The following is a 15451-nucleotide window of genomic DNA, read 5'->3' as shown; positions in this document are numbered from 1 at the left end:
GAGGAGGTCCTGGCGAGCAATGGGCGAATCGAGGTGATGAGACATAGTTTCTCCCTTACTACTTGAATGTTTTTCGGTTCGGCGATGAAAGCTTATGGCGTGGACTGACTACTCCGACTGTCCTAAGACCATTTTTGAGGGGCCTAGAAGCTCGAAAGCAAGAACTCACACGTGCTGGAAAGGATGCGTTCCTGCACGGCAGGGTCAGGCAATGTCTGGGCAATCTCTGTGGTCCCAATCATCGTGGAAAGGATCACAAAGAAGTTTTTCCTTGTCCTGCTTTCGGCGGTCAGACATGACACGGTCTCCTCCGTCCAAAGGTATGCATCTAAGAGCTTGCGAAGACACCTTTGCGGCTCTTTCCGCCGACGTTAGAAATGACCTTTTGGAGCAGCTTCGTACTTCAATTGGGGCACTGTGGATGAGCCGTTGGGGCTTTCGGGGTGTTATATGCGCGTCTGAGATGAGACCCTTACCGGCGTACACGACTCTAGGTCGATCACTTACCGAAGGAGACCGACACCCTAAGATGACTCAGCAGAACTGCAAACACTACCGGGCCACGGCCAAGGTGAGCGTTCATCGCGGGATTGATGGCGGCCCGCGCATGGCTAATGTTAAGATCCGGTGTGCCGATTGCGGCGAACCATTTGAATTTCTTGGAGTAGAGACCGAGGGACCGACGGACCGTCCAAGTGTCGACGTGAAGGCGCAAGATCTGCGCGTACCGATCGCGGTGCGGAACGAGGTTGAACCGAAAACAACGAAGAAGAAAATACAGTAATGGAAGTATTAGCCCTAGAACCCTAAAGGGCTGACCCGGGAGATTGCGAGCGCAACCGCCACCGTCTCAAATCGTATGTCAGGGGAGCCTTCGAAACGATATGCTGCCCGGAAACGCAGACCTGCTGCCTGGGCAAGTGCTGCCCGCCAGGGGCCACCTGCTGCACGATCGGAGCAGCCGGACGTCGTCCGATAATGGGCCGCAGGCATTCATCGACGTACACGTTATCGGCACGCTAAACCTTTTGATGATGAGGTTAAAATAACCAGGAAACCGGCACTATCCAACCAATCCGGTATTCCCGGCGTCACAAGACGAAGCTTGATGCACAACAGATGGATCCGCTGTGGCGATACCACCTAAGTCGCTTGGCGATTGAGCGAATGAAGCGCAATTCACCAGCCACTTCAGGATGGGCATCACAGGGAGACATCATGACGATCAAAGGCCCTTTTTATCTCGCAATCACAGTATCACTTCTCACCTTTACGTCCAGCCATAGCTCGTATCTCAATGCCGAAGATGCCCAAATCTATACCTGGCATGTCAACAATGATCGCAATGGACTCAATAACAATGAGCAGTTGCTAAGCTTCTCCACCGTGCATTACTCCACGTTTGGCAAGCTGGGCTTTTTTGCTACAGACGGTATAGTCGACGCCGAGCCTCTTCATGTTCCGGGGCTAACGATTGGAAATCAAATCCACAACGTGCTTTATGTGGCCACTGAACATGATACTGTCTACGCATTTGACGCGCAAAGCGGCGCGACCTTGTGGAAGAGCTCTCTTCTTAAGGTGGGTGAATCGCCCAGCGATGATCACGGCTGCTCTCAGATTACGCCTGAGATCGGCGTTACTTCGACTCCGGTGATAGATCCATCTAAGGGCCCGCATGGTGCAATCTACGTCGTCAGTATGTCAAAGGATGGGACCGGCCATTACCATCAGCGCATCAGTGCTCTCGATCTGGTCACCGGAACTCAACTGTTCAATGGGCCAACCGAAATAACAGCTCGGTATATAGGGACAGGGGATAATAGCAGCTCGGGACAAGTGACTTTCGATCCGGGCCAGTATGCCGAGCGAGCAGCATTGCTCGAATGGAACGGTGCTATTTACACCTCATGGACGTCACATTGCGACAGGCGACCCTATACCGGGTGGATCCTCGGCTACAACGCAACCACTCTGCAACAATCAGCCGTCCTTGACGTCACACCAAACGGCAACGAGGGATCGGTTTGGATGAGCGGTGCGGGTCTTGCGGCAAATGGACTGTATATGTATTTTCTTGATGCCAATGGCACCTTCGACACCACCCTCGACGCCGGGGGGATGCCTATCCATCAGGACTTTGGCAATTCTCTTATCGCTCTAAGCCAGGACGGTTCTGGCATCAGGGTGTTTGATTATTACGCCACCGACAACACAGTTCAACAATCAGATGCTGATATTGATCTTGGCTCCGGTGGCGTTCTTCTGTTGCCTTCTCTGACCGATAACGCTGGAAACCTACACTTTCTCGGCGTTGGTGCTGGTAAAGACCACAACATCTACCTGTTCAACCGGATAAATCTTGGTAAGTATCATCCGAACGGGGGGTTCATCTATCAGGTTCTGAGCAATGCTCTACCAAATGGGGCGTTTTCTGCACCAGCCTACTTTGATAACAAGATATATTACGGTGGAGTCAACGACACGCTGAAGGCGTTTAGCATCTCGAATGCCACGCTGGTGGATACGCCTGCAAGCCGTAGCGCTGCCACTTTCGTATACCCAGGATCGACCCCCTCGATATCGTCAAACGGTAATGCGAATGGAATTGTATGGGCAATCTCGCATACCACTCCGTTTATCCTATACGCGTTTAATGCTGAAGACCTTTCCGATAAGTATTACGACAGCGGGCAGGCTGGCAGCCGTGATCTGTTTGGGGCAGCAGCCCATTTCGCCACGCCCACCATCGCCAACGGCAGAGTCTACGTAGGCACTCCGACCGGTGTTGCGGTCTTCGGCATTCTGGGGAAATGAGCAGTGCTGCGCACGACACACGACATCTCAGCTACCCCGTACAATCGATCAAGGTTCTACTGAGGCGGAGTAAAGGGACGATTATGTAAACAAAATGGTCAGATCGCCGGCTGCCTGTTTTCTCCTTACTTTCTGCCCTGGATCGAGGTTCGTAGGACGGTGTTAAGGGGTGATCTGCTGGACAAGTAACGGGTGAACACTTTGCAGCGTGAGTGGCATTGCCGGTGTAGACAGAGGTGATGTCATGGCCTAGCGGGGTCAAGCTGGAGGTCGTGAAGGACTCAAATTGGTATCGTAGGCGCCGGATGAGGTCGGCAGGAAAAACCGGCAAACCGGTGAGATAAGCAGCGCCAGAGTTGTCGAGCGCTATTCCCGACGGGCGGGTTTGGTAACCCCCGAAGTACATCGAATAAACCACCGTCGAAAGAGTGGGGTCGAGTTCGGTAAGAAACGCTCCTGGAAGCGAAGGACTCGTCTCGATGACGCCGGGAGTGGGAGGGAAATCGGTGGAGAAAGTCTTTACCGGTAACGTAGACGTTTCCCGCTGCATCTACCGCTACCGCGGTGATCTCATCACCGAATATTGCCAGAGTTCGCGGATCCCCCAAGTTAGGTTAAGTAAGCGAGGATAGGGTCGATCACGAGCTCGCGGTTGTGGTCGTACTGACGGTATTGTTCCTCAGCAAAGCGAAGCGTCCCTGAACGGACTCGCGTTGACCGCCTTTGGTTTGGTCGACGAATGGCTTATGGAAGACGATTTTACTGTCCTTCGCCGCAACAGTGGCATTTGTCGGAACGGACATCGCTCTGGCAGACGTTGCATTGCGCTGCGGCTTCGCAGATCAGGCCCACCTCGCCAAAGTGTTCCGGCACCGCCGACAAATATCGCCGTCCGCATATAGGCGCCTTGCTCGGTCGCAAAGGCAGAATCTCTGCTAATGGGATGAAGTATTCATCCGTGTTTCGGTTCCTCAATTGCTGCGTTATCGCCACCGCACTCGAGTCGGCTTGTCGGAAGCAATCCGCCCAGGATTTACTCAAGTCACGAGAACAGGCCTATGCACGTTTCCACGCCGGCCTCCCTCGACACGCGTGTTGGCGATTACATATTGACTGTTCGTCAGTCAAGCTAAGGGCCGACTACCCTTCCAGGTGAATACAAATCAGTTTTGCATTAGGTCTTCACCGATGTAATAGAGGATTTCAAGAAGAAGGAGTACCACCATAAATTAACACTTGGTTCGGGTAGCCAAGCCCGTGAACTTTCATAAAGTCGTGGCGAAACGCTTCGCACCCAAGTGTCACTACCTCCTCAGAGGGAAACAAATATGGGCTTCGCGGGCGGCGGCAGCAACAACAGTATTCTGGTGAACGGTTGCAAAAATCTCGAGAATCTGACGGTAACCCTGCAGGTCACCGAGGATTTGATCGAGGTGAACAACAAGGGATTCTCACTGCAGTTGAATTCCTATCCGCAGCCTACAGCGATAACCCCGAATTCAACCCAGGACACAACCTTCCCGGGAAAAATCGTTGGCCAGCTTAACTGGTTTCAATATCTCATCATCGTGGCCAACAACCAGGTCACCTTTGAAATTCAATACTGGGCCAGCGCACAGTCCTATCGAACAGCGGGGCCGAATAACAACCCTCCCGAAATACGGTGGCCCCCAAGGTACACGCCGAACCCTGCGAATACGAGTCCATGGCTCCCAGTCTTTCCCAACTCCTCCATAACCGGCACTGTTGTTGGCTCCACGGCTTCGAATACGGTGGTTGCGGGCTCAGTGATCACAATCAAACTCCCGACCGACAGCAACGGAAACGTGACCGGGGCGACCTTCAGCATCACCGATCCAGGCGGTAAGGTTCAATCAGCCAGCACCCAGCCGTGGAAGAACTACGCCGGCCAGTCTGAACCGGCAGATTACGCCCTCTTTCCGATCTACGGCTTTCAGGCCGACCTCGTCTCTGCGCCCGGCTTGCCGTGCACCTTTTCGTCCGGCGCTGGAACTCTGACCTACTCCATATCCCAGGGTGCACTTGCAGTTCAGGCCGCGAGCACACAGTGCTCCAGCGTCCGTCAGACTCCTACCGGGGAATCCTCCAACACCATCTATCGGGAGATCACGCCCGCCTCAGGCGCAACCGTGAGTCAGAGCGTCTACGTCCCCCAGTTGCTCTCCTATGGAGATCCCAATCTTCCCGGCGCTGTAGCCAACCCGGTAGGCGTCGGCTTTGCGGGATGGTCGGCCTTCATGCTCCTCTTCGGCGGTCAAAACATCTACGGCCAGAGCCGCATCTACGCGGTGGACGGGCAGGGTCAACTGCTCGCCTACGCAGATGCCGGAACCATCGGCAATGTGTCGTCTCCAGTCGTCGTTGGCTTTGGCGGATGGTTGCAGTTCAAGTTCCTCTTTGGAGGCTGGAACACAGACGGGCAAGGCCGCATCTACGCGGTAAATGATCAGGGCCAACTGCTCTCCTATGGGGACGCCGCATCTATCGGCAATGTGTCATCTCCAGCGATTGTTGGCTTTGGCGGATGGTTGCAGTTCAAGTTTCTCTTCGGCGGCAGAAACGCAACCGGGCAAGGCCGCATTTACGCGGTGAACGACCAAGGTCAACTGCTTTGCTACACCGATAACGGAAATACCGGGAATGTCTCGGCACCAGTCATCGTTGGCTTTGACGGATGGTTGCAGTTCAAGTTCCTCTTCGCCGGCAAGAACCAACTTGGACAAGACCGTATCTACGCAGTAAACGACCAGGGTCAACTGCTTTCCTACACCGATAATGGACTCCCCGGCAACGTCTCGGCTCCGACTACCGTTGGCTTCGGCGGGTGGACGGATTTCAAGTTCCTCTTTACCGGCACGAATGAGCTCTTCCAGGATCGCATCTACGCTGTCTATGCCTAATCCACAGTACCTTGCGATGGCAGCTGCGAGCATACACCAAAAGCTATTCGCAAGTAGCCGGGTCTTAAAAGATCAAATGTCCGAACCACCGGTTTCTCGGACATTTGATCTTTCGCGCGATCAGCCTTTCTCAATGCGTGACAAATCACCAATATGGAGTGACCCTGTCCATCCCTGCGAATCGGTGGGTTGTTTTTTGTCGTTGCGGTTGCTTTTGCTGTTTCTCGAGGACAGGGCAAGCAGCAGTCGAAGCGTGTTTGAGCGACGATTGATCAGTCTGATATTTGCGCGTCGAAACCGCATAATCTTGATCCGTCGGGAGCTGCCTCTGACTAGTGTCGCGAGTCCGGCTAAGCCTGTCGCATAGAGACTTCTCTGATCCTTTCGGGTCGCTGCCAGCTTGCAGTAGCGCTTGTGCCGCCGGTGTTGTGCCTTCCAGGCTGTCTCCTTGATCTCTTCCGCAACTCCCTATTGCCGCTGGAGCAACGCCGGTCCGACGCATGGTCGGAGCCTGTCGCTCCAGGCCGCTTCGACTGCGATGCGTCTCAAGTGTGCGTTGCCCGTCTTGGTGATACCCCCGCGTTGCGTTCGCTCGCCGCTGGAGTCCTCACTGGGCACAATGCCGCTGTAACCCATGAGTTGCCTAGCATCTTCAAAGCGTGATCTGCGACTCAAACGGGCTTTGCGGCTGGAAAGCGCGCATGGACTTGGCCGAAACAACCACCTCCGTGAGCGCGGTCATTCCAGATATTGTCACCAGGGGCAATTGGCACGGCGACTCCTCACCCGTTCGGCGGCTCGCTCCTCCATCCAGCCGAGGAACATGTGTAGCAAGTGACCGTTTAGGTACTTTCTTCTCCGTGGGAAATCCGGCTGGTCACTCATACGCATACAAACTTATATCTCTTTGAATTTTACCAGCAAACATGAGGCTTAGCTAGATGTTTGCTCGTGTTGAACGCGTTCCCTGAAGAGATTGGACGGCCTATCGTCAACGAAATACGTCCCGTGAAAGCCAACTGAATGGTGTTCTTAGTCTCGGGTAAGTGAGCTAAATCCACCTAAATAGCCAGCGTGTCCGCGACAATCAGCTACAAGGGTCTTCACAGACAAAGGGAATAAGACAATGTCTGAGTTATGGCTAGCTTCACGTTTGGTAGGTACGTAACTCCGACCTAGGTGAACGGGCTTTGCCCGAATTCTATCCGCTGTTTACCAAAGACTCTGAAGAGCACTCCGCAGATGAACACCTAATCATTTAGCAGACGAAATAGCCAATCACCCGTCTTACTTCGCGTTATGGAAGAACTGTCCCTTGGTATTCCCCGATCTTGGCTGGCTGGAGATGTTGCGTCCAGTTATGCAGGTCCTCAGGAGATGACAGGCTGTGTGTGAGAAGGCGATCCAGAAGCCTGCGCGTATTCACGGTGGCGAAAGGTGTATCAATCGTGATTCCGGTCACTTGGTAGGGCAATTTAACTAAATAGAACGGGCGCGTATCAAAGTGCCCACCATCGCTGGCCTCCAGCTCCTCCTTTGTCAACGAATGCTCAAGAATCGTACGCCAGGAATGATCTCCCATAATGAGTACACTAGACGAATCCCAATGGCCGGATTGCTCAAGCTCGGACTGAATGTGGTCGAGGCATTCGTCGGCAAGCGCTAAATTATCGATGTAGGTTGAGTTTGTCGTTGTGAATTGGTTCGTATGTCGATTGTACTTTCCCGGAGGGTGCGGAACAGGCAAGTGTATGAGTACGAGGCTCATCGAAGGATCGCCGAGCATCCGATCCGCCGCATTAAGAATCTCTCGGTAGTCCGAGATGTCATACCCGGCGGTCAGCTCTTCCTTCGTCCTGCCCGCTTCAGTTGCATAATGCAACGGGCCTAACAAATTTGCGAATGCGGTCCGATTCGGTAGAATTCCATTGGGCGCCGCCCGGTTATAGGTCCAGAAGCATTGGTCTAAAACCTCCGGCAAAATGCGGCAGTAAGGGTTGTACCAGCCCGCTACAGCAGTGCCATAGCCGTCGTATATCGCATCTTGAAAAACAGTGTCATGCTCGTTGAAACGCTTCCACTCCCCTGAGGCTTGATGATGCACCGATAATTGGCCGTCGGGCGACGAACGAATCTTATCCAGAAGTACACCCGTCATAAGAGTGGGAATAACTTGGGCGGTTGATAGGCCCGCAGGGATGACATCGGTAAACACTGAAGATTGTTTGCCAATTCGATCGAATGCCGGTAGCTTCACTCCTGGAAAACGATGCTCATATACTTGGCGATAAGAGAGCTCATCGAAGATGATCCAAACTACCTTCGGCAGCCTTGCAGCTCCGCTCTGAGCGACGGAGTGAGAATGACGGATTTCTGAATCATCGATGGTCCGCCGGACATCCAAGGCGCGCGCTTGCCAGCCAAACCAGCCGAGTTCAACCAGGAAGAAGACCCCAAGCACCGCTGCGAAAACAAGGAGCACAGACGCAAAGTGCACAATGCGCTCAAACCAGATCTCGAACGACGGACGCCAAAGCAATACCAAAAGTGCGAGGCCCAAGATCGCCGCGCCAAGTAATGTGCGAGTCAAGGCTGGGGAAGGTGTGTTCCCCGAGAGGCTACTCCAATTCTTGATCTCAATCCACGGCGTAAACAGCAGAATTCCCGACCATATAGCCACACGCAATCGACCGCGCTTGCACGCAATCAGAAGAAAACAAGTCAACACAAGCCAAAACAAGGAGAAGTCCAGCGCGGCAGGAACGAAGAGCGTCGAAGCGGAACCATTCCAACGATAAATCGCGTCATGCCCTCCCGAAAGCAGAGGACCCAAAATCCACGTGAGAAAGATGGTCGTCGCGCCTAATGCGACGGCAGGTATTTCTACTTTCTTGTTCATTTTTGATGAGCCACAGGGTGTATGGCTCGTCCTGTTCTGTGCGAAGAACAACACCAAGCCAACTCCTTCCAATATCGTCGTTTGTTCAAGCGGTCGCCTCCAGCAGCCACAGCGTGCGGCCATTCGGGAGGTGACAACGATCGCGCAACGAGAATCTGCTGGACAGTGTCTTAATGAAGAACCCTTCATCCAAGTGGGCATAGAGTTCCTGGCGCCCACGGCATAACCCATCAAATTGCGAGTCCTCTTTCGGTATCCATTCGAGAATCGCCCAGCGCTTGGTAAGACCTGAGAGCTGTTCAAGGATGGCATGAAGCGGAATCTGGTCGGCAAGTAGAAGATGATGCAGTATGCCCAACATTAGGACACAGTCGAATCGACCTTTGGCCCTGTCGAGCAGGCTGGGACACTCGCGATTTTGCCAACCAACCGCTGGGGTAGGTCGAGCAAAGTCGGCAACGATGGGAAGAATGCGCAAGCTGTCGCGACGCGCAGTTTGCCAATTCAAATCGGCAGCTTGTACGTCAGTGTCCCAAGCCACTACATCGGCGCCACTCGCGGCCGCGATGCGCGAATATTCACCGGTATTGGCGCCCACATCGAGAACGCGGGCGGGCTGGATGCGGTCGAGCGACCTACGGACAAATGCCTGCTTCGCGCCATCATCGGAGAAACTGTAGTGCGAAGCTGTCTCAGTGTAAGCACTCCATCGCGAGGAGCGCGGCACAGGAGTCAAAGCTAGCAGTAACTTGCGCGTGGAGCGCAGCAGGCGGTGAAGGGCGAACGTTGATAGCTCCCCAGAGACTTGCTTCTGGGGGCGCCCAGCGTTGGCATTTCTCTCCAGCAGGCATGGGAGGGTGACCAGGGAGCGGAGGGGATTACGCCAACGACCGAGTCGAGGGAGAAAGGGAGCTAAGTCGTACGGCTCGTATCCATCGCGACGCTGCAGTGTGGCGGACAAAGGCCACCCGAGATAAACGTATGCGCAAAGCGGCAGCAGGAAGGTCCTTACGAACTGTCCGTAGGCAATCCAAAGCGGGTTCTGTGGATCGCGCTCTTCAAGTGACAGCACATCCACCAGCATTGGGACCGGACCGGAGAAAAGAATGTTCAGTGGCGTCGCATCTTTAAGAATCAAACCGCCGGCGATCGCTTCTTGGCAGAGTTCGAGTGTGAGCGAAGCCGACTCCATCCATTGGCCAGGAGTCCACTCCCAGGGATAGGAAGGAAAGAAGATACGGTCATGCTCAAGGAAAGCCGATCTGCCGGGTTCAAAGGACAGCACCCGCGTCGCAACCATGCGGCGTTGTTCAATCCAGCGTTGTACAAGCGGCGATTGGAGCTGCGCCAGCACCAATGGCGCACAGTGGGCGTAGACCTCGCGCAAAATGCGTCCATCATGCTCATAAAGTCGACCTGCAGGATCGCGGAAGGTTCCTGCGGAGCTTTCCGGAGGGGGCTCATTTGGGTACAACGCGCTCAACCTTAGCCCGCGAGAATCTGGTTTGTAACAGACGCCGAAGCCGCTTGCGAATGACAAAGATCACTCCTGCAAATGTAGTGCCAATCATTTGAAATGCAAGCAGTCCGGAACCCGGGTCAACGTATGCATATGCGGGTTGGGAAGTTGCACAGAGGATGGCTACGATCTGTAGCCCGAGCAGAGAAAACATTACAGCCTGGAGTATCTGTCGCAACAAAGTTCCTTTCCAATATGTTCTTAGACGCTTTTCTTATAAAGGTCACTATGTATGGTCTGTCGCCTGATTGCAAGCAGATTTTGATGGTGAAGCGGTCTGCGCCAATGCAACGGCCTTTGCTTAGCGGTACTTAAATGGGTCCGGTTGCGCACCTGCGGGTCCCGATGCACAAGCGCAGACGCTCACCTTCCTTCGCAGACGCTCACCTTCCTTAATGGTGCGGCCCAGCAATGGTCTAAACATTCGGCGGAGATCTTAAGGGTTCTGGGGGTTCGCGGATCGTGCCAGCCGGGGTGACAAGAGGAGCATGAGCGGTACGACTGCGAGGGCCGTTATGGCGGCTGCGGCGGTGGCCCTGACCTGCCCTGCCGCATCAGCGAGCCATCCGTAAAGCACAGGAGAAAGCGCGCTTGAGCCAAGAATGCCCGTGTAGAAAATCGCGAAGGCTCGCTCGAGTCGTTTAGTGGTTATAAGTTCAGGGACGGTCCCGTACAGCACGGAAGACGTACCGTTGAGCATTACTCCCAAGATCGGCAGCAACCCCAAGGTGGGTCCAAGATGCAAGGCTAGCACCGTCAACATGGCTGCCGTCGTGCCAACCTCAGTCGTTAGTACGGTTGTGAGAAGACCAAGGCGCGCGCCAAGCCAGCCATAGGCAGCCTTTCCGAACGCTCCGTTGAACCGACGTTCAGTACCAGAATGCCGAGATCGTCGATGGGTGCGACGAGAATATCGCCATGAACATTGCCGCAAACAAAACCAGAAGGCTATAAAGAAACACCACGCGCATGATTATGCTTTTCGCTCGGTCCTCGGTGACCGGCTTATACAGAGCCAATGTGACCCTCCATTTTGGCACTCCTATCACAGGCACGGAGAAGTTCTTAGTCGCGTTTGCGGATAGACCATTTCTCATTTGTCGTTCGATACCCTCTACCTTGCCGAGAGCGTCTGCCTTTGCTTCGGCCAACTGATCCCCCTGAAGGACCTTTTCTCTGATCGAGAGCATCGCCTGCAAGACGTCAGCTCGCATTTTGTTGTCTTTGACGATTCTCGCAGCCCTTGCTGCCTTTCCTCGTTCCTTGGCGATGGCCATGAGGAAATTCCCAATGGCGGGAATCAGCAGTATGGCGGAAATCAAGAAGTTCGCATGGGTAATCCACGGCTCTGGGGTCGATGGTAGCGACGTATCGTACATTCCAAAACGATATCAGGGCCGGAGTCCCCTAATCCGCTCCGCCACAAGTGGCTAGATCTTGCGAGGGTTGCCAAGGTTCAGGGCGTCCTGTGCATGCGTTTGGGAAGCGTCCAGATCGGTGGCCATGGGATAATCTTACCCGCATGGACATTGCAAACTTCATTGTCGCTGGCGTGGCCATGGTCGCTGCGATCATCGCGGCTTACTTCGCTTGGAAGGCGCCGAGCAAGGAAGACCTCGCCAGAGTAGAGGCCTATACCGCCGAGAGCGCAAAGCACATCGCGGAGCAGACCAAACGCGACCTGATAGCCGCGATCGCTGAGCATGTTTCGATCACGGTAAATGGACGGAGCACCATGATCGAAGACATGCCGGTTCGCTTTGACCTCAAGGACCCCGGCGTCACCTTGGTTAAGGCAGACCTGCTCAACCATCTCGGAACCCTCTCCGGCACAATCGAATGCTGACAGACATCGCCGATGCAATTCGACGCCGTCGTCCCATCTAGAACCGTGGAGATATGGTTCACTAGCGGTGACGTTCGCCAGTCCTTCAACAACAAACAATTGCAAATCCGCTGCCATCTCCTGATAGAGGGGAGGGAGGCAAAGAGGAGTAGCATTCCGCTGGAGAAACTACAGTGACCTTTGCGCGACCATTCTGAAGACAAAAGAGCGAGTCCACGGGTTCTCCCTGCGAAAGGAGCGCTTTCTTCGGCCCCAATCGGATGATTCTTCTCCCCACGCCGGCGTTCGCAAGGAAAGCGGCGGCATCGAATCGTGGCTTTTCAAGTTCAACCTTAGAAGGCCTACTTACTGTTGCGGCCCGTGAGGGGTGATTGGTGAGGGTTGCGCGGGGGGTATAAAAAGCATTTTAGTAAAGGAGGAGGTGGGTAATCATCCGTTGCAGTCGGGGTCAAGCTGGACCTTCTCCCTTCAAACGAGCAGTCCTTGCACCCTACGGATTCCCCGGCAGCGGGACAACCCGTTCAAGTTTGCTCATCCTTCAGAAATGTTTCAATTATCTTTGGATTGCAACACGTTGAATTGAGTACGATGAACCGTGTCGGGATAATGCTTTATGCTCAAGGCGAACGTAGCTTGTAAACAAAGAACCGAAACGATGCCTTCTCCACAAAAAACGCGTGATTTGGCCCGCAGCCTCGTTGCTTGCGAGGCCGATACAGGTGCATCCATTTTGCAATTTGAACCCGCCACCGTGCGCGTTTATGAGAGGCTGCGCCGGCAACTCAGCGCAACCGTCGGCGTTGATGGTTTTCAGGCGCTCGCTTCTCGTGCCTTGGCTCTGGCAAGATCGGAGTCCCCTGACCTCAACACCGTGCAGGTAACGGCGAATGGAGGATTGAGCGGTCTCGGCGAGATTGAAGGCCACGGGGAGGCGGATGATGGCGAAGCCGGAATGATTCTGATTGCGCAGCTGCTCGGGCTCTTTCTGACCTTCCTTGGCGAGGCAACAACGCTAGGTTTGATCGAGGATTTACGCCTTCAGGTCGACCTGGGGACAGAGTCGGCCACGACAAACTTTGAGTCCGACGGACCAGCAATAGCTGCGGCATTCAACGACCTTCTGGTGGAGATTGACCGGCTGCGGAAGGTGAGCGCACGTATTGAAACCCTGGCGGATAAGCATGCAGGCATGGAAGATGGGCTGGTGAGTGTTGCGGGGAACATTCGCAGTATTGCCGCGGTTCTCGACGTTTTCACTCTTATCCGAAGCAAAGCTGGCGGTCCCCAGGACGAGTTGCCTGACCTACAAACCGATCGCTACATGAATTGAGATTCTGCCGGCGCTACCCCAACGCGACTCTGGATGTCGAAGATCACACCCGCTAGGGCGCTCGCCAAAGGACAGAATTGCCGCCTGATCCTCTAACAAAGCGTGTAACGGCAATTGCAATCTGCTCATTTGAACGATGCTTGGTTAAACATGACGGCTACCCCAGAAATGCGAGACTTAGCCCATCGACTTCTCATGTATGAAGCCGGTGCGGGCGAGACCTCCGAGCCAAGCGCGTCTCCGACCCTTCGCGTCTATGAAAAGCTGCGCCAGGGCCTCGGTGAGTTCGCTGGAATTGCGGGTTTTCAGTCGCTGGCTTCTCGTGCCTTGGCGTTGGCCAGGATGGAAGCTCCCAGTCTTGCTGCAGCTCGGATCTCCGCCGATGGAGCATTAGAGGGCCTAAGCGAGATTGAACATCAAATAGACACCGACAGGGATCGGGCTGCCGAGTGTGCGGCTGGCGGGGGAGGAATCATTCTCATCTCCCGCCTGCTCGGTTTGCTGCTAATCTTCCTGGGCGAAGCTCTAACGTTAAGCCTTCTCCGGGTTACCTGGCCCGACACAGCCCTTGACGATTGCAATTCCGAGAACGGGAGAAAAGCGTGAATACCCAAGACAAAGTGAAGATCAACCAACTACCCACCGGAGTTCCGGGCCTCGACCAGATTGTGGGTGGTGGTCTCCCGGAATTTTCATTCAACATCATCGCGGGTGCACCCGGAAGCGGGAAGACGACGCTGGCACACCAGTTCGTCTTTGCCAACGCCACCCCTGAACGTCCTGCCCTCTATTTCACGGTACTAGGCGAATCAGCCATAAAAATGCTGCGATACCAGCAGCAGTACACGTTCTTCGATCCGGCCATGCTGCCCGGCTCCATTCGCTTTATCAACCTGAGTCAGGTTGTCCTGGAGAAGGACCTGGGCGCGGTCCTGGAGGAGATTACCAAGGAAGTTGAAAAGTCTAACCCCGCCGTCGTGGTTGTAGACTAGTTCCGGACCATGGTGCGGAAGCCGGAAAGCGACATGGACCTGCAATCCTTCATCCAACGGCTGGCCCTTTATCTGGCTAGCTGGCAAGCTACAACCTTCCTAATTGGTGAATACGCGGAGGAGGAGCTACGCGACAATCCCATCTTCACCGTGGCCGATGGTCTGTTCTGGCTGCGCCAAACGCCGGAGCGCAATTCAATTGTGCGGAAGTTGCAGATCATCAAACTGCGCGGTCAGGATTCCGTGCCAGGACTGCACACCTTTCGGATAACCGATGCCGGGGTGCAGGCCTTCTCACGCACCTTTGGGTTGACCGCGCGCAAGAGGAATCCGCCCGGCGATCGGCGCCTCTCCTTCGGGGTTCCGGAACTGGACGCGATGCTGGATGGTGGCGTGCGCGAAGGCGACAGCGTCCTCGTAGCAGGTTCTTCGGGTACCGGGAAATCTGTCCTCGCAACCCAATTCATTTCGGAGGGCATACGGCAGGGAGAACCGGGAATTGTGGCGGTCTTCGAAGAGCGCCCCCAAGCATATGTGGAGCGGGCCGCCAGTCTGGGATTGGATCTGGAGACGCCGCAGAAAGACGGGAAACTGACAATCCTCTATTTGCGCCCCCTGGATCTCTCTGTAGATGAAACCATGCACTCGATTCTCGATGCGGTGCGGAAGATCGGCGCCAAGCGTCTGGTAATCGATTCCCTTGCCGGCTTTGAAATGGCTCTGTCGCCCGGCTTCCGCGCCGACTTTCGCGAATCGCTTTACCGTATGATCTTCGCTTTGACTGGGATCGGGGTAACGATTCTAAGCACAGTTGAAGTGGATGAGTCTTTCACGGAATTCCCCTTCAGCACCTATTCAATTTCTTTCCTCACTGATGACATCATTCGACTGCGGTACGTATCCATCGATGGTCAACTGCGCAAGATCATGGTGGTAATCAAGATGCGGGGTGGAAATCACGCCAAGGATATTCGCGAGTACGAGATCACGTCCAGGGGCGTGGTGATTCTCGGCAAACGCCTCACAGAATATCAGGGCCTTATTAGCGGAATTCCCATTCGATCAAACCGCCCCAACTCGACGGAGGAGACACCCCCCACCCCGAACCCGGCGGCCTGAAAACTGTG

At 54.6% G+C, this 15451-nt stretch carries 14 protein-coding genes and 1 pseudogene; 9 read left to right on the top strand and 6 right to left on the bottom strand.

From position 1 onward, the window contains the following. Positions 1-529 precede the first annotated feature (529 nt). The gene (locus tag ACPOL_RS15405; RefSeq protein ID WP_114207833.1) at positions 530-784 is read left to right on the top strand and encodes a hypothetical protein; all 255 of its coding nucleotides are present in this window, start codon (positions 530-532) and stop codon (positions 782-784) included. A 434-nt stretch (positions 785-1218) separates the two neighbouring features. Continuing rightward, a complete protein-coding gene (locus ACPOL_RS15400) occupies positions 1219-2817 on the top strand; it encodes a pyrrolo-quinoline quinone (RefSeq protein ID WP_201758845.1) in 1599 nt (532 codons plus the stop codon). A 638-nt stretch (positions 2818-3455) separates the two neighbouring features. On the opposite strand, the gene ACPOL_RS34835 is transcribed toward ACPOL_RS15400, so the two are convergent. Next, positions 3456-3620, bottom strand: a complete 165-nt coding sequence (locus tag ACPOL_RS34835) for a hypothetical protein (RefSeq protein ID WP_236656815.1) — start codon at positions 3618-3620, stop codon at positions 3456-3458. On the opposite strand from ACPOL_RS34835, the gene ACPOL_RS36305 reads away from it, so the two are divergent. Continuing rightward, positions 3598-3756, top strand: coding sequence for an AraC family transcriptional regulator (locus ACPOL_RS36305; RefSeq protein ID WP_414633376.1), 159 nt, complete (start codon positions 3598-3600; stop codon positions 3754-3756). The genes ACPOL_RS34835 and ACPOL_RS36305 overlap by 23 nt on opposite strands. A 389-nt stretch (positions 3757-4145) precedes the next feature. Continuing rightward, entirely contained in the window at positions 4146-5738 is a 1593-nt protein-coding gene (locus ACPOL_RS15390; protein ID WP_114207831.1) for a tachylectin-related carbohydrate-binding protein, read from the top strand. A 468-nt stretch (positions 5739-6206) separates the two neighbouring features. On the opposite strand, the gene ACPOL_RS36300 is transcribed toward ACPOL_RS15390, so the two are convergent. The 5 genes from ACPOL_RS36300 to ACPOL_RS15360 form a co-directional block, all read right to left on the bottom strand. Continuing rightward, on the bottom strand, positions 6207-6413 hold the full coding sequence (locus ACPOL_RS36300) for a transposase (protein ID WP_414633301.1): 207 nt from the start codon (positions 6411-6413) through the stop codon (positions 6207-6209). A 622-nt stretch (positions 6414-7035) separates the two neighbouring features. Then, positions 7036-8637, bottom strand: a complete 1602-nt coding sequence (locus tag ACPOL_RS15380; RefSeq protein ID WP_161557382.1) for a sulfatase-like hydrolase/transferase — start codon at positions 8635-8637, stop codon at positions 7036-7038. Between the two features lie 85 nt (positions 8638-8722). Further along, entirely contained in the window at positions 8723-10177 is a 1455-nt protein-coding gene (locus tag ACPOL_RS33590) for a class I SAM-dependent methyltransferase (RefSeq protein ID WP_161557381.1), read from the bottom strand. A 415-nt stretch (positions 10178-10592) separates the two neighbouring features. Continuing rightward, the gene (locus tag ACPOL_RS15365) at positions 10593-10919 is read right to left on the bottom strand and encodes an MFS transporter (protein WP_114207827.1); all 327 of its coding nucleotides are present in this window, start codon (positions 10917-10919) and stop codon (positions 10593-10595) included. A 106-nt stretch (positions 10920-11025) separates the two neighbouring features. Then, positions 11026-11535 (bottom strand): hypothetical protein, encoded by a 510-nt coding sequence (locus ACPOL_RS15360; RefSeq protein WP_114207826.1) that lies wholly within the window; start codon positions 11533-11535, stop codon positions 11026-11028. A gap of 143 nt (positions 11536-11678) precedes the next feature. On the opposite strand from ACPOL_RS15360, the gene ACPOL_RS15355 reads away from it, so the two are divergent. The 5 genes and pseudogenes from ACPOL_RS15355 to ACPOL_RS15340 all read left to right on the top strand — a co-directional run bounded on the left by ACPOL_RS15355 (position 11679) and on the right by ACPOL_RS15340 (position 15443). Further along, a complete protein-coding gene (locus tag ACPOL_RS15355) occupies positions 11679-12002 on the top strand; it encodes a hypothetical protein (protein WP_114207825.1) in 324 nt (107 codons plus the stop codon). Positions 12003-12732: 730 nt separating this feature from the next. Then, positions 12733-13332, top strand: coding sequence for a hypothetical protein (locus ACPOL_RS15350; RefSeq protein WP_150133020.1), 600 nt, complete (start codon positions 12733-12735; stop codon positions 13330-13332). Positions 13333-13482: 150 nt separating this feature from the next. After that, positions 13483-13938 carry a hypothetical protein gene (locus ACPOL_RS15345; RefSeq protein ID WP_150133019.1) on the top strand — a complete coding sequence of 152 codons (456 nt, stop codon included), beginning with the start codon at positions 13483-13485 and terminating at the stop codon, positions 13936-13938. Further along, a pseudogene (locus tag ACPOL_RS34830) lies at positions 13935-14606 on the top strand (RAD55 family ATPase); the annotation flags it as partial. The gene ACPOL_RS15345 and the pseudogene ACPOL_RS34830, both read left to right, overlap by 4 nt. Then, positions 14607-15443 (top strand): RAD55 family ATPase, encoded by an 837-nt coding sequence (locus ACPOL_RS15340; RefSeq protein ID WP_414633375.1) that lies wholly within the window; start codon positions 14607-14609, stop codon positions 15441-15443. It abuts the pseudogene before it with no gap. Positions 15444-15451 lie beyond the last annotated feature (8 nt).

The organism is Acidisarcina polymorpha (assembly GCF_003330725.1).
Lineage (GTDB): Bacteria > Acidobacteriota > Terriglobia > Terriglobales > Acidobacteriaceae > Acidisarcina > Acidisarcina polymorpha.
The sequence above is the reverse complement of the archived record's forward strand: the minus strand, read 5'-3'. Positions and strand labels throughout refer to the sequence as shown.